This window comes from Mycobacterium toneyamaense, from assembly GCF_055384815.1.
Map to the genome: position 1 here is coordinate 5,070,454 of NZ_AP040333.1, position 13,013 is coordinate 5,083,466.

The 13,013-nt window shown below is 66.9% G+C and carries 13 protein-coding genes; 4 read left to right on the forward strand and 9 right to left on the reverse strand.

What is annotated here, in order from left to right; translation table 11 throughout:
- Positions 1-12 precede the first annotated feature (12 nt).
- The 6 genes from ACZ5IQ_RS24545 to ACZ5IQ_RS24570 all read right to left on the reverse strand — a co-directional run bounded on the left by ACZ5IQ_RS24545 (position 13) and on the right by ACZ5IQ_RS24570 (position 4,962).
- The gene (locus ACZ5IQ_RS24545; protein WP_061000323.1) at positions 13-894 is read right to left on the reverse strand and encodes a hypothetical protein; all 882 of its coding nucleotides are present in this window, start codon (positions 892-894) and stop codon (positions 13-15) included.
- Between the two features lie 27 nt (positions 895-921).
- The gene (gene ppk2, locus ACZ5IQ_RS24550; RefSeq protein ID WP_174557738.1) at positions 922-1,788 is read right to left on the reverse strand and encodes a polyphosphate kinase 2; all 867 of its coding nucleotides are present in this window, start codon (positions 1,786-1,788) and stop codon (positions 922-924) included.
- 61 nt (positions 1,789-1,849) lie between these two features.
- Entirely contained in the window at positions 1,850-3,367 is a 1,518-nt protein-coding gene (locus ACZ5IQ_RS24555; protein ID WP_138250658.1) for an aldehyde dehydrogenase family protein, read from the reverse strand.
- Between the two features lie 88 nt (positions 3,368-3,455).
- Positions 3,456-4,022, reverse strand: a complete 567-nt coding sequence (locus tag ACZ5IQ_RS24560; RefSeq protein WP_464480406.1) for a phosphatase PAP2 family protein — start codon at positions 4,020-4,022, stop codon at positions 3,456-3,458.
- Positions 4,019-4,552 carry a mycothiol transferase gene (locus tag ACZ5IQ_RS24565; RefSeq protein ID WP_464480407.1) on the reverse strand — a complete coding sequence of 178 codons (534 nt, stop codon included), beginning with the start codon at positions 4,550-4,552 and terminating at the stop codon, positions 4,019-4,021. The genes ACZ5IQ_RS24560 and ACZ5IQ_RS24565 overlap by 4 nt, the downstream gene beginning before the upstream one ends.
- A 26-nt stretch (positions 4,553-4,578) precedes the next feature.
- Positions 4,579-4,962 carry a VOC family protein gene (locus ACZ5IQ_RS24570; protein ID WP_061000329.1) on the reverse strand — a complete coding sequence of 128 codons (384 nt, stop codon included), beginning with the start codon at positions 4,960-4,962 and terminating at the stop codon, positions 4,579-4,581.
- 258 nt (positions 4,963-5,220) lie between these two features.
- On the opposite strand from ACZ5IQ_RS24570, the gene ACZ5IQ_RS24575 reads away from it, so the two are divergent.
- Entirely contained in the window at positions 5,221-6,420 is a 1,200-nt protein-coding gene (locus ACZ5IQ_RS24575) for an IS110 family RNA-guided transposase (RefSeq protein ID WP_133426027.1), read from the forward strand.
- A 72-nt stretch (positions 6,421-6,492) separates the two neighbouring features.
- Here ACZ5IQ_RS24575 and ACZ5IQ_RS24580 read toward each other — a convergent pair whose 3' ends face one another.
- The gene (locus ACZ5IQ_RS24580) at positions 6,493-7,104 is read right to left on the reverse strand and encodes a hypothetical protein (RefSeq protein WP_464480408.1); all 612 of its coding nucleotides are present in this window, start codon (positions 7,102-7,104) and stop codon (positions 6,493-6,495) included.
- A 133-nt stretch (positions 7,105-7,237) separates the two neighbouring features.
- Between ACZ5IQ_RS24580 and ACZ5IQ_RS24585 the strand changes: the two genes are divergently transcribed.
- From ACZ5IQ_RS24585 to ACZ5IQ_RS24595, 3 genes are all read left to right on the forward strand, one after another.
- A complete protein-coding gene (locus ACZ5IQ_RS24585) occupies positions 7,238-8,974 on the forward strand; it encodes an N-acyl-D-amino-acid deacylase family protein (protein WP_464480409.1) in 1,737 nt (578 codons plus the stop codon).
- A 24-nt stretch (positions 8,975-8,998) separates the two neighbouring features.
- Positions 8,999-9,349 carry a pyridoxamine 5'-phosphate oxidase family protein gene (locus ACZ5IQ_RS24590; protein ID WP_464480410.1) on the forward strand — a complete coding sequence of 117 codons (351 nt, stop codon included), beginning with the start codon at positions 8,999-9,001 and terminating at the stop codon, positions 9,347-9,349.
- A 62-nt stretch (positions 9,350-9,411) separates the two neighbouring features.
- Positions 9,412-10,224, forward strand: coding sequence for an endonuclease domain-containing protein (locus tag ACZ5IQ_RS24595; protein WP_212807098.1), 813 nt, complete (start codon positions 9,412-9,414; stop codon positions 10,222-10,224).
- Positions 10,225-10,330: 106 nt separating this feature from the next.
- Here the strand turns inward: ACZ5IQ_RS24595 and groL are convergent, their stop codons facing one another.
- Positions 10,331-11,956, reverse strand: a complete 1,626-nt coding sequence (groL, locus tag ACZ5IQ_RS24600) for a chaperonin GroEL (RefSeq protein WP_061000336.1) — start codon at positions 11,954-11,956, stop codon at positions 10,331-10,333.
- Between the two features lie 213 nt (positions 11,957-12,169).
- Positions 12,170-13,006, reverse strand: a complete 837-nt coding sequence (locus ACZ5IQ_RS24605; RefSeq protein WP_212807099.1) for an LLM class F420-dependent oxidoreductase — start codon at positions 13,004-13,006, stop codon at positions 12,170-12,172.
- Positions 13,007-13,013: the final 7 nt, after the last annotated feature.

Sequence of the window (13,013 nt, forward strand, 5' to 3'; positions counted from 1 at the left end):
CACAAATCACTGTCAGGCGGCGGGAGCTGCCGCGGGCTTGGGCTTGCGGACGACGCGTCGGCCCAGGTTGCCCAGCAGCGTGAGGAGCACGCCCAGCACCACCAGCCCGCCGCCGATCGCGAGGGTGATGTTGAGCCACTGGTGGGCGTTGGCGATGGCCGTGTCGACCATGACGTCGGCCACCTGGCGGACGTTGCCGGTGGTGCGGTTCAGCCCGTCGTTGATGTAGCGCCGCCCCGCCTCAATGCCGGCCCAGCCCGCGGCGCCGACGATCATGGTCGAGATACCCAGGGCGGCAACCGTTTTGCCGCGCGACCGGGTCACCGCCAGTGTCAGCAGGGCGAACACGCCCGTCAGCACGCAGATGCCGACCCGAGCCCACGGTCCCCACGTCGTCGCGGCGCGGAACTGGCCCGGCCGCAACGATTGGGCCGAATCGGTGATCGGTACCTCGATCTTCGACGGGACGCGGACCCCGAACGCCGCCAAGGTTGCCTTGAACGACCGGTCCGACAACATCGGCGACAGGTCGATGGTCCACCGGCCGGACGAGTCCGAGTGGGCCATGGTGTCGGTGAACAGCCAGTCGTGCGCGTAGCCGTTCGCGGCGCCGAACTGGCCCGGGAAGGCCGAGCTGGACGTGTAGATGCCGGCGGCTTTCGACACGGTGCCGGTGCTCAGGTCGTATCCCGCGCTGGTGGCCAGCCTGTTGACCTGGATGCCCAGCTCGCTGGCCGTGGCCTTCTGCAGCTCATGGTTCTTGGCTGCCGTGGTGGCCAGGGCGACGTAGCCGCCCCGGTCGACAAGTGTGTGCTGCGCCCAGCAGACCGGCACAGCCACCGCCACAGCGACGGTGGTGACCAGCCACAACAGCAATGTCGCGACGAATCGCAAGCGCCCTCCTACGTTGGTGGGCGCTGCTCAGTCGGACAGCGCCCGTCCCACGATCAGCGGATCGGCGTGTCCGACCACCTCATGGTCCTTGTTGTCGTAATCGAACTTACCGAGAACATGCCGCATGGCGTTGATCCGGGCGCGCTTCTTGTCGTTGCTCTTCACCACGGTCCACGGCGCGACCTCGGTGTCCGTCCAGGCGAACATCTCTTCCTTGGCCGCGGTGTAGGCGTCCCACTTGTCCAGCGAGGCCAGATCCGTCGGCGAGAGTTTCCACTGCCGCACCGGGTCGACCTGACGGATCGTGAAGCGGGTGCGCTGCTCGGCCTGGGTCACCGAGAACCACAGCTTGGTGAGGCTGATGCCGTCGTTGGCCAGCATCTGCTCGAAAAGCGGTGCCTGGCGGACGAATTCCGCGTGCTGCTTGGGCGTGCAGTAACCCATCACGCGTTCGACACCGGCCCGGTTGTACCAGGAGCGGTCGAACAGCACGATCTCGCCGGCGGCCGGCAGATGCGTGACGTACCGCTGGAAGTACCACTGGGTGCGTTCCTTCTCGGTCGGCTTCTCCAGTGCGACGACGCGGGCGCCGCGCGGGTTGAGGTGCTCCATGAACCGCTTGATGGTGCCGCCCTTGCCGGCGGCGTCGCGGCCTTCGAAGACGATGACGTGCCGCAGCCCGTTGGCCTGGCTCCACTTCTGCAGCTTCAGCAGCTCGATCTGCAGCAGGCGCTTCTGCTGTTCGTAGTCGTGCCGGTTCATCCGCTCGTCATACGGGTAACCCTCGCGCCAGGTGTCGACCACTTCCCCACTGGGCAGCAGCACCAGTTCAGGGTCGTCGTCGTCATCGTCGCGGACGGTGTAGGTGTCGGCGGCAGAGGCGTCCAGGATCACCGGCTGAACGTAACCGCCGGGCCGAACCTGGCGGTGACGTCACGGTGAACAACTGGTGGCGCTACTTGGCGGTGCGCTTGGACCGGATCAACGACACCTTGGTCAGGACGCTGTTCATGCGAGCCAGCGCCTTCATCGAGTTGTGGTAGTAGTTGCCGCCCGCACCCTTGCTCGTGCGCGGCTCGACGACCGTCTCCTGGCGACAGAACTTGCGGATGCCGTCGGCCCCGCCGAACCGCGCGCCGATGCCCGACGTCTTCCAGCCACCCATCGGGGCGGTGGTGCACATCAGGTTGGCCAGCACGTCGTTGATGTTCACCGCGCCGCAGTCGAGCTGCAGCGCAACGTCTTTGGCCCGCTGCACGTCACCCGAGAAAACGGTCGCGCTCAACCCGTACGGGCTGTCATTGGCCAGCCGGACCGCCTCGCCGACGGTGGCGACCTTCATGATCGGCAAGGTCGGGCCGAACGTCTCCTCCGTCATGCACGCCATCGTGTGGTCGACGTCGACCAGGACCGTCGGCGGGTAGAAGCTGCCCGGACCGTCGGGGCGCTTGCCGCCGGTCAGCGCGCGGGCGCCGGCCGCCACGGCCTCGTTGACGTGCCGCTCGGTGATGTCCACCTGGCCGGCGTCGATCTGCGCGCCCAGGTGGTAGCCCTCGCCGGCGCCGACCTTGAGGTTCTGCACCGCCTTGACGACGGCATCGACGAACGCGTCGTAGGCCGGTTCCAGCACGTAGACGCGCTCGACGGACACGCATGTCTGCCCGGCGTTGAACATCGCGCCCCAGACCGCAGCGTTGGCGGCGAGCTCCACGTCGGCGTCCTCGAGGACGATCATCGGGTCCTTGCCGCCGAGTTCGAGGCTGACCGGCGTGAGACGACGGGCCGCGCGCTCCATGACCTTGCGGCCAGTGGCCGTCGACCCGGTGAACTGGACGAAATCCGAGTTGTCGATGACGGCCTCGGACACCTCACGGGCGCCCTGTGCCAGGGCCAGCACCTCGGGCGCGCCGGAATCGGTCCAACCGCGCAGCAGCAACTCGGCCGTCAGCGGGGTGCGCTCGGACGGCTTGAGCAGCACCGCGCAGCCGGCCGCGAGCGCGCCGATGGCGTCCATCAGGGCGTTGGCCACCGGGTAGTTCCACGGCGCGATGATGCCGACCACCGGGCGCGGCCGGTAATGCACCGTGATCTTCTTGATCGACAGCATCGGCATGGGGGCCGGCCGGGTGTCGGGCGCCAGCGCCTTCTCCATGGTCTTGACCACGTACGAGATGATCAGGATGACCAGGGGGATTTCGACCTTCGCGTCGACCGTCGACTTGCCGGTCTCGCGGATCAGCAGGGCCTCGACCTCGTCGCGGTGATCGTTGAGCCACACCGCGAACCGGGCCAGCACCTTCGCCCGGCCCTGGGGCCCGCGGGCCTCCCACTCGCGCTGCGCGGCGCGCAGGCCGGCGGCGATGCGAGGCACGTCGGCCGGGTCGGTCCAGCTCACGGTTCCTGCGATGGCACCCGTGGCGGGGTCGTAAATGGTGCCGGAACCGGGCGATTGGACGTCAGACGTAGCGGTCATACCGCCATCGTAACGACCGGGTGTGACGCGGGTCGCACCCGGCTTGACGCGTGTCAAAAATGGCCCGCCCGGACACGGCTCCGGCGGATCAGCCACCGGCTTCCCGGCGCGCCGGCACCGCGAGCAGCCGTGCCGCCAGGCACACCAGGCTGGACCCGAACAGCAGCGCGCCGACGGTGTCCGTGAAGTAGTGGTAGGTGAAGGCCTGACCGAGCATGCCCAGTGGCACGAAGACACCGGCCAGCACGCGGGCCCACAGCACCGCCCCGGCGGCGACGACGATGACGCCCAGCACCGTCACCATCAGCACGGTGTGCCCACTCGGATACGCCAGCGCCCCACCCTTGTGCCGGCCGAACAGCTCCTTGAGCCCGCGCTCGATGACCACCGCCAACTGGGGCGTCAACGCGATGACCGCGGCCAGCCGCCAGCGCTTGTGCCACAACGCGATTCCCACCGCGATCACGAGCATCACCAGGAGCACACGCGGATCGGTGAAGAAGAGCAGCCAACCGGTATACGGCTCCCCGGCCCGGCCCGCGTACTGGAAGACGTCGTCGACCGGTGTCGAGGCCTTACCGACACCCCAGCCCAACAGGGCCATCAGCACCAGTCCGACCGGCGGCCACCAGCGGACGAACTTCTCAGTTGTCATCTGTGCGCGGCGATGCCCCGCACATACGCGGCCTGCCCCAGATGCTGCGCGCAGTCGTCGACGATGCTGACGAGTCGCACGCTCGCGGTGACGGGCGGATTCCAGCGGCGGTCGACGATCCGCTCGAGCTCTTCGGGAGTCAGGCTCGCGACATATTCGAGCGAGACCTTGTGCACCGCGCGGTAGTAGCCGACCAGCAGTTCGACCGGCGGCCGCACCTTGCCGACATCCTCGGCGGTGTGGCCGTATCCGATGTCGTAACCCGGCGCGTCATTGTGCGGCAGATCGAGCGCGAACCGCTGCTCCCAGCCTTCACTCGTCCACACCTGCTCGATGCCCGCGACATCGCACAGCTGCATGTCCTGACCTCGCGCGCTGTGCCACAGCAGCCACGCGATGCTGTTGGCCTCCGGCGTCGGCCGCCAGCACGACACCTCTTCGGTCAGGCCGTCGGTCACCTCGTCGACGTGCTCGATCAGCCGAGTGAAAGAGTCGCGCAACAGTTCCCGCGCCGCACCGGTGTCAGACATATCGCCGACGCTACCGGAGCTCGCGGCTACCCGGCCGCGCCGTGGAAAACCGCCTCGACGTTGTTGCCGTCGGGGTCGCGGACGAACGCCCCGAAGTAGCCGGGGTGGTATTCGGGCCACAACCGGGGCGCGTGCAGCGACTCGGCGCCGAGTTCGACGGCGGCGTCGTGAAACGCGGTCACCGCATCGGTGTCCGCGGCCTGGAAGGCGAAATGCACCTCACGGTTCGGACCCGAGGCCTCCCCCGCGCTGGCGTCGGCGATCCAGAAATCCGGCTTGCCGTCGCGGCCGTAACCGATGGCGACCCCGAAGTCCATCTGCCTGCTGAAGCCGAGTACGCCGAGCACGGCGTCGTAGAACTGCTGGGACTTGGCCCAGTCACTGCAGTTGATACCGAAGTGGTCGATCATGCCGCGATCGTGCCACGAGGCACCGACATTGATGATGGAAGAGCGTTACCGCGCGGGTCGTGGCTCTGGCACTGACTGACGCCCTACTGGGTTGTCTTTAACCTGATTTGCCCGGCCCGTGTGGTGCGCGTCTTGTTCACACCGGACAGGACGGACATGACTTAATCAGGAGCCTGGCCGTTCCTCATCAATGTCTTGTCTGCCCGCCCTGGCCGGTGTGTGCCCCGCCCAACGCTGGTCAGAAGGGACACCATCATCTTGACAGAATCTGCGCTCATCGTCGCCGGTGCGGACACCCACCTCGACACCATCCACGTCGCCGCGATCACCACGACCGGCGCCACCCTCGGCGACAAGGAGTTCCCCACCACCGGCGCCGGGTACGCCGCGGCGATCGCATTCCTCATGACACTGGGCCACATTGTGCGCATCGGTGTGGAAGGCACCGCCAGCTACGGCGCCGGGTTCACCCGGGCCTTAACCGCCGCGGGGATCGAGGTGGTGGAGGTGACGAGAGCGGTCAAGTCCACCCGCCGACTCAAAGGAAAATCCGACCCGCTCGACGCGTACAGCGCCGCCCGCACCGTGTTGGCCGGCGAGGGCCTGGCCACCCCCAAAGACGATGCCACCACCGGATTGCGTGCCCTGCACATCGCTCGTCGTTCGGCGGTCAAGCACCGCACCGCGGTGATCAACCAGATCAAAGCCATGCTGATATCGGCGCCGGATGCGGTGCGTGAAAAGTACCGTGGCTTAACAACATTGAAGTTGATCGAGGCCATCGCCCGCTGCCGCCCCGACACTGTGGCCGACACGTGGGCACAGTCGCTGCTCACCGCGGCCAAGATGCTCGCCCAACGCGTGCAATTCCTCGAAACCCAAGCCGAAACCCTGCAAACGCAGATCGATGCCCTTGTCGCCAAGGCCAACCCCGGCCTGCGCGCTGCCTACGGTGTCGGCCCGGACACCGCCGCCCAGCTATTGATCACCGCCGGAGCCAACCCGCACCGGCTGCACAGTGAAGCCGCGTTCGCCGCTCTGTGCGGCACCGCGCCAGTGCCGGCGTCCTCGGGTAAGACCAACCGGCACCGCCTATCGCGCGGCGGTGACCGCGCCGCCAACAACGCGCTGCACCGCATCGCCCTGGTGCGCATGTCCAGTCACCAGTCGACCAAGGACTACGTGCAACGACAGCTCGCCAAGGGCCACAACAAAATGGAGATCCTGCGCAAACTCAAACGGGCCATCGCCCGCGAAGTCTTCAAACTCCTGACCCGCCAGATCGCAGTACCTGAATACAACGACCTACGGCCAGCCCGGCAATCCAAAAACATCACCGTCACCGCCGCTGCGAACCACTTCGGCGTCTGGCCCACCGTCATCTCCCGCATCGAACGCGGACTACAACGCGACGACGCCCTGGCTGATCAATACAGATCATGGCTCCAAGCTGCTTGACACCAATAGGAGCATCAAAAAATCGGAGCGACGAACCCGGGGGTCCGCCGCTCCGATTCGGTCACCGACCGGTCAGTTGTCGGCCAAGGTGCGGTAGAGCGCCTTCTTGGCCTCGGCCACCGCGCCGGACAGGGTGGCGACCGCCGCCTTGAGATCGGCCTTCTGCGCGTCGTTGCCGGTGAACTTGATCGTGCGCGCCAGCCCGGCGAGCTCGAACAAATCCTTGCGCAGCTTGATGACATCGCCGAACTTCCCCGCCTCACCGAGGAAAGCCTGCACCGTCTCGCTGCTGACACCGCGCCAGGCGAGCAACTGCTCACCGAACTCGGTCAGCGTCGCGACGCCGTCCTCGACCGTGGCCACGCCACGCGCCGCGAGCAGTGAGACGACGAACTCGACCTTGTCCACCGGCGGCGCGAACGCGCCGTCGGTGATCTCCGAAACCCGCTGCGAGAGCTGCTCGGCGGTGGCCGGACCTTCCTGTAGTAGCGCGGCCGCCGCAATCGCGGCACGCTTGATACGACCCCGGAAGAAGTGATGTCCGGCCCCCGGCCCGAAGCCGCCGCCGAAACCACCGCCGACGCCCGGGCCGCAGGCGCCGGGACCACCCGCGCCGGGACCGAAGCCCCCGAATCCGGGACCGAAGCCCCCACCGAAACCGGGGCCGAAACCAGCTGAGAACATCGCTATTCCTTTCATTTGCTCGATGCATCTTGTACCTATCACGATACATCGGTTTCTCGATGCCTAGTCGTTCTAACTTCAACTCAAAGCCAACTCACAGATCTGATGACGGCCTGAGTCGTACGTTGTTCACATGAACGCAGCGGGCGTCGCCTACGACATCGTCATTCGCAACGGACTCATCGCCGACGGGTTGGGCGGCACCCCCTTTCGGGGCGATGTCGCAGTTCAGGACGGTTTCATCGCGGCGGTCGGCACCATCGACGGGAACGGCGCCCGCGAGATCGACGCCACCGGCCTGCTCGTCACCCCGGGCTTCGTGGACCTGCACACCCACTACGACGGACAGGCCATCTGGTCCGACCGAATGACCCCGTCTTCCGCTCACGGCGTAACGACCGCCGTCATGGGCAACTGCGGTGTCGGCTTCGCGCCCTGTCGCCCGGACGACCACGACGTACTCGTCGACGTGATGGCCGGCGTCGAGGACATCCCCGGAGTGGTGATGGTCGACGGCCTGCCGTGGACGTGGGAGACCTTCCCCGAGTTCCTCGACGCCGTTGATGCCGGACGCCGCGACATCGACGTGGCGGCATTCCTCCCGCACTCGCCGCTGCGCGTCTATGTGATGGGTCAGCGCGGCGTCGACCGCGAACCCGCCACTCCTGAGGACCTGGCCCTGATGCGCAAGCTCGCGGCCGAGGCCGTGGAGTGCGGCGCGCTGGGCTTCGCGTCGTCGCGGCTGACGCTGCACAAGACCTCGGGCGGCCAGCCCATCCCCAGCCACGACGCGGCGCAGGTCGAGATCGAGGCCATCGCACGCGGCGTCGAGGACGGCGGCGGCGGCCTGATCCAGTTCGTACCCGACCTGCTGGCCGGCGACTACGAGGTCGCGCTGAAAACTGTGTTCGACGTCGCCGCCGACGTCGGCCTGCCCGTCACGTTCACGCTCGCCGTCGGCAACGCCGGACCGGCCACATTCGAGGACGCGTTACGGATGGTCGAGAAGGCCAACAGCGATGGCGGTTCGATCTCGGCGCAGATTTTCCCGCGGCCCATCGGCCTCGTCATCGGCCTGGAGCTGTCCGGCAATCCGTTCGTGCTGTATCCGTCGTACCGCGAGATCGCCGACCTACCGCTGCCCGAGCGCGTCGCCGAGATGCGCAAACCCGAAGTCCGCCAACGCATCCTGAACGACACGGCAGCCGCCGACGGCCACCCACTCATGTTCGCGGTGCAGGCATGGGACTACATGTTCCCCCTCGGCACCCCCCCGAATTACGAACCGGCACCGTCGGATTCGATCGCCGCACGCGCTGCCGCACGCGGCGTCAGCCCGCTCGAGGAGGCCTACGACCGCGTCCTCGACGACGACGGCCACGCCATGCTGCTGGTCACGCTCGCCAACTTCCGTGACGGTTCCCTCGACACCGTCGCCGAACTGATCCAGCGCGACGACGTCATCCTCGGCCTCGGCGACGGCGGCGCGCACTACGGAATGATCTGCGACGCGTCATTTCCCACGTACCTGCTGACGCACTGGGTGCGCGACCGGGCCGCCGGCCGGCTGGAGCTGGCGCACGCCGTCAAGGAGCTGACGTCGGTACCCGCGCGCGTCGCGGGCCTGAACGACCGCGGCCGGATCGCGGTGGGCTACAAGGCCGATCTCAACGTCATCGACCAGGACGCGCTGACGCTACACAAACCGACCATCGAGCACGACTTGCCCGCCGGCGGGCGCCGCCTGGACCAGACCGCCGACGGCTATGTCGCGACGATCGTGTCCGGCGAGATCATCGCAGAGAACGGTGTACCCACGGCGGCCCGGCCGGGGCGGCTGGTGCGGGGCCGGCAACCCGCGCCGGCGTGAGCGGCGGCGACCTATCCTGACCTCATGAGCGTGAAGGTGGACCTGGAAAAACTCGGCGACACCCTGGCCGACTTCTCAGTGGGCTTTCTGATCACCGTCAGTGACGATTTCCGTCCGCACACGGTGGCCGTCGTCCCGGCGTTCGACGGCGGCGCGGTGACGATCGAGCCCGTCGGAAACACCACCCAGCGCAATATCGGCGCCCACCCTGCCGTGACGGTGCTGTGGCCGCCGAAAGAACCCACCGGCTACTCGCTGATCGTCGACGGGACCGCCGAAGCCACCGACACCGGCCTGCGCGTGGTGCCCACCCGCGCGGTGCTGCATCGCAGCCCCGAAGGCGTTCACGACTGCGTGTCACTCAAGGAGACCTGAGTTATCCACAGGCTGACGATCGGGTACTACCGTCGCCCATCGTTGTCGGCTGCTATTGAGCGATGGGGGAAATAGAACAACTGGCGGCTGCGAACGGCGGGGTGGTGTCCGCGGCGCAACTGCGCGCCGCGGGAATGCCGCGCCCAGCTGGCTGGCTGCCGGTGCGGCGCGGCTGGTATGCCGGCCCCTCCGCAAACCCGCAGGTCGTCCGCGCGGTCTCCGCCGGTGGCATTTTGAGCTGTGTCTCTGTGCTACGCCACTACGGCGTCTGGGTGCCCGATTCTGGTTTGCATGTCCGGTATTCGAGGCGGGCACGCCAATCCCGCCCAAGAGTTCGGTCCTGCCAGCCGTACCGCCTCGATCCACCCATCGTCGGAGCCATCGACCCGATCGACATTGCCGTCGCGTCGGCGGCGCACTGCCTGGACACTGAGGGGCTGATCGTCGTCCTGGACTCGATGCTGAACAAACAAATGATCGAGATGGCCGACGCGCGGGACATTGTGTCGACATCGCGCTTTGCGCATCTGAACCTGGCCGAGCGATTGGACCCGAAGAGCGAATCGGGCACGGAGACGATGATCCGATTACGCTTGCGCGCCTTGGGGATCCACCTACAAACCCAAGTGGACATTCCGGGAGTGGGCCGCGTCGACCTTTTGGTGGGCGACCGACTGATCATCGAAGCCGACAGCCGTGAGCACCATCTGTCCAAGTATCAGCCCGACCGGACGAGGGACAGGGTGGCCGTCGGCTTGGGGTTCCTGGCCATGCGACTGACCCATGAGGACGTTGTCTACCGCTGGGATCTGATCCTGGAGGACATTCTGTCGGTGGTCCGCAGGGGTGCACATCACGGCACGATCGCAATGTGACGCTGGCAGCGTCACCATCGCAAATACGACCATGGCGGCGCTGTCAGCGTCACACAAGAAAAGGCCCGGCCTCCGAAGAGACCGGGCCTTCCCGAAAGAGCTGGACTTAGAAGTCCATACCGCCCATGCCACCGGTCGGGTCGCCGGCGGGAGCCGCGGCCTTCTCCGGCTTGTCGGCGACGACGGCCTCGGTGGTGAGGAACAGCGCCGCGATGGACGCCGCGTTCTGCAGCGCCGAGCGGGTGACCTTGACCGGGTCGGCAACGCCGGCGGCCAGCAGGTCCTCGTAGACGTTGGTCGCGGCGTTCAGGCCGTGACCCGAGGGCAGGTTCGACACCTTCTCGGCGACGACGCCCGGCTCCAGACCACCGTTGAAGGCGATCTGCTTCAGCGGAGCCGACAGGGCGACACGCACGATGTTGGCACCGGTGGCCTCGTCACCCTCGAGCTTCAGCTCGTCGAGAGCCGGAGCCGACTGCAGCAGGGCCACGCCACCACCGGCGACGATGCCCTCTTCGACGGCGGCCTTCGCGTTGCGAACGGCGTCCTCGATGCGGTGCTTGCGCTCCTTGAGCTCCACCTCGGTGGCAGCGCCGGCCTTGATGACGGCAACGCCACCGGCCAGCTTGGCCAGGCGCTCCTGCAGCTTCTCGCGGTCGTAGTCGGAGTCGCTGTTCTCGATCTCGCTGCGGATCTGGGCCACGCGGCCGGCGATGGCGTCGGCGTCGCCGGCACCCTCGACGATGGTGGTCTCATCCTTGGTCACGACGACCTTGCGGGCCTTGCCCAGCAGGGTGATGTCGGCGGTCTCGAGGGACAGGCCGACCTCTTCGCTGATGACCTGGCCACCGGTGAGGATCGCCATGTCCTGCAGCATCGCCTTGCGACGGTCACCGAAGCCCGGGGCCTTGACGGCGATGGACTTGAAGGTGCCACGGATCTTGTTGACGACCAGGGTCGACAGGGCTTCGCCCTCGACGTCCTCGGCGATGATCAGCAGCGGCTTGCCCGACTGGATGACCTTCTCCAGCAGCGGCAGCAGGTCCTTGACGGTCGAGATCTTCGAGCTGACCAGCAGGATGAACGGGTCCTCGAGGACCGCTTCCTGACGCTCGGCGTCGGTCACGAAGTAACCCGAGATGTAGCCCTTGTCGAAGCGCATACCCTCGGTGAGCTCCAGCTGCAGGCCGAAGGTGTTGCTCTCCTCGACGGTGATGACACCCTCGTTGCCGACCTTGTCCATGGCCTCGGCGATCAGGTCGCCGATGGACTGGTCACCGGCCGAGATCCCGGCGGTGGCAGCGATCTGCTCCTTGGTCTCGACCTCCTTGGCGGAAGCCAGCAGGCCCTTGGTGACAGCCTCGACGGCCTTCTCGATGCCGCGCTTCAGGCCGAGCGGGTTGGCGCCGGCAGCGACGTTGCGCAGGCCTTCGCGAACCAGGGCCTGGGCCAGCACGGTGGCGGTGGTGGTGCCGTCGCCAGCGACGTCGTCCGTCTTCTTGGCAACTTCCTTGACCAGCTCAGCGCCGATCTTCTCGTACGGGTCCTCCAGCTCGATCTCCTTGGCGATGGACACACCATCGTTGGTGATCGTGGGGGCGCCCCACTTCTTCTCCAGGACGACGTTGCGACCCTTGGGGCCCAGCGTCACCTTCACGGCGTCGGCGAGGCTGTTCAGGCCCCGCTCGAGGCCACGGCGGGCCTCTTCGTCATACGCAATTGTCTTGGCCATTGCGAAGTAATTCCTCCGGTTGGGAATTGCACGTCTTTGGTCAGGCGCAGCGCCCGCGACGGACGGCCTGGGCTGTGCTCGCAGATGCGGCCCCGGCCTCACTGTCCCGACCTAGCACTCACCTATCGAGAGTGCCAACGTCTTTTTAGCACTCAGGCAGGGCGAGTGCAAGGTTGTTCGCCATCCGCGCAGGCACCGCTTCGCGGCCGGAAATCAGGACGCCGACCGGTACTGCGCCACCTGCGCCGCGTAATCGTCGAGCAGGCGCAGCGATTCGTCCTTGCCGACCGACGGCAGGAACAACCCGAGCTGGCCGAAGCCGAGGTCTTCAGCGGTACGCCAGTAGTCCGGTTTCAGGGGTGCACCGAACATCGCGAGTGGCACGTCGTAGTCCGCGCCCGAGCGCAACTGCGCCGTTCGTTCCACCAGCACGTCCCTGGGGAAAGGATTCGAAATCCAGCCCGCACGGTGACGCAGCACCCGCTTGACGGTGGCATCGGAGTTGCCGCCGACATAGATGGGGGGATGCGGTTTCCGGACCGGCTTGGGCCGGCAGTACGACGCGTCGAAGTTGACGAATTTGCCGTGATATTCGGCGGGCTCGGTGGTCCACAGCGCCGTGATGGCTTCGATGCTCTCGTCCAGCCGGGCACCCCGGGTTTTCGGATCGGTGCCGTGGTCCCGCATCTCCTCCAGATTCCAGCCGGCACCGACGCCGAAGATGAACCGGCCACCGGAGATGAGATCGATGCTGGCGGCCTCTTTGGCCGTGTGGATCGGATCCCGCTGGATGAGCAGGGCGATGCCGGTGAACAGCTCGATGGTCGACGTCACCGCCGCCGCGGCGGCAAGCGTCACGAACGGGTCGAGCGTGTTGTAGTACCAGGGCGGCAGCTCTCCACCGTTCGGATACGGCGTCTCACGGCTCGCGGGAATGTGACTGTGCTCGGCGACGATGAGCGACGCGAAGCCGCGCTCTTCGATCGCGCGGGCCAGCGAAACCGGATCAATACTGTCGTCATCGACGAAGGTCGAGATCCCGAACTTCATACGGGCG

Coding starts and splice junctions, on each gene's coding strand:
- ACZ5IQ_RS24555 (WP_138250658.1), bottom strand. CDS start 3,367: ATGACCGCTACGTCTGACGTCCAATCGCCCGGTTCCGGCACCATTTAC.
- ACZ5IQ_RS24560 (WP_464480406.1), bottom strand. CDS start 4,022: ATGACAACTGAGAAGTTCGTCCGCTGGTGGCCGCCGGTCGGACTGGTG.
- ACZ5IQ_RS24565 (WP_464480407.1), bottom strand. CDS start 4,552: ATGTCTGACACCGGTGCGGCGCGGGAACTGTTGCGCGACTCTTTCACT.
- ACZ5IQ_RS24570 (WP_061000329.1), bottom strand. CDS start 4,962: ATGATCGACCACTTCGGTATCAACTGCAGTGACTGGGCCAAGTCCCAG.
- ACZ5IQ_RS24580 (WP_464480408.1), bottom strand. CDS start 7,104: ATGTTCTCAGCTGGTTTCGGCCCCGGTTTCGGTGGGGGCTTCGGTCCC.
- ACZ5IQ_RS24585 (WP_464480409.1), top strand. CDS start 7,238: ATGAACGCAGCGGGCGTCGCCTACGACATCGTCATTCGCAACGGACTC.
- ACZ5IQ_RS24590 (WP_464480410.1), top strand. CDS start 8,999: ATGAGCGTGAAGGTGGACCTGGAAAAACTCGGCGACACCCTGGCCGAC.
- ACZ5IQ_RS24595 (WP_212807098.1), top strand. CDS start 9,412: ATGGGGGAAATAGAACAACTGGCGGCTGCGAACGGCGGGGTGGTGTCC.
- groL (WP_061000336.1), bottom strand. CDS start 11,956: ATGGCCAAGACAATTGCGTATGACGAAGAGGCCCGCCGTGGCCTCGAG.
- ACZ5IQ_RS24605 (WP_212807099.1), bottom strand. CDS start 13,006: ATGAAGTTCGGGATCTCGACCTTCGTCGATGACGACAGTATTGATCCG.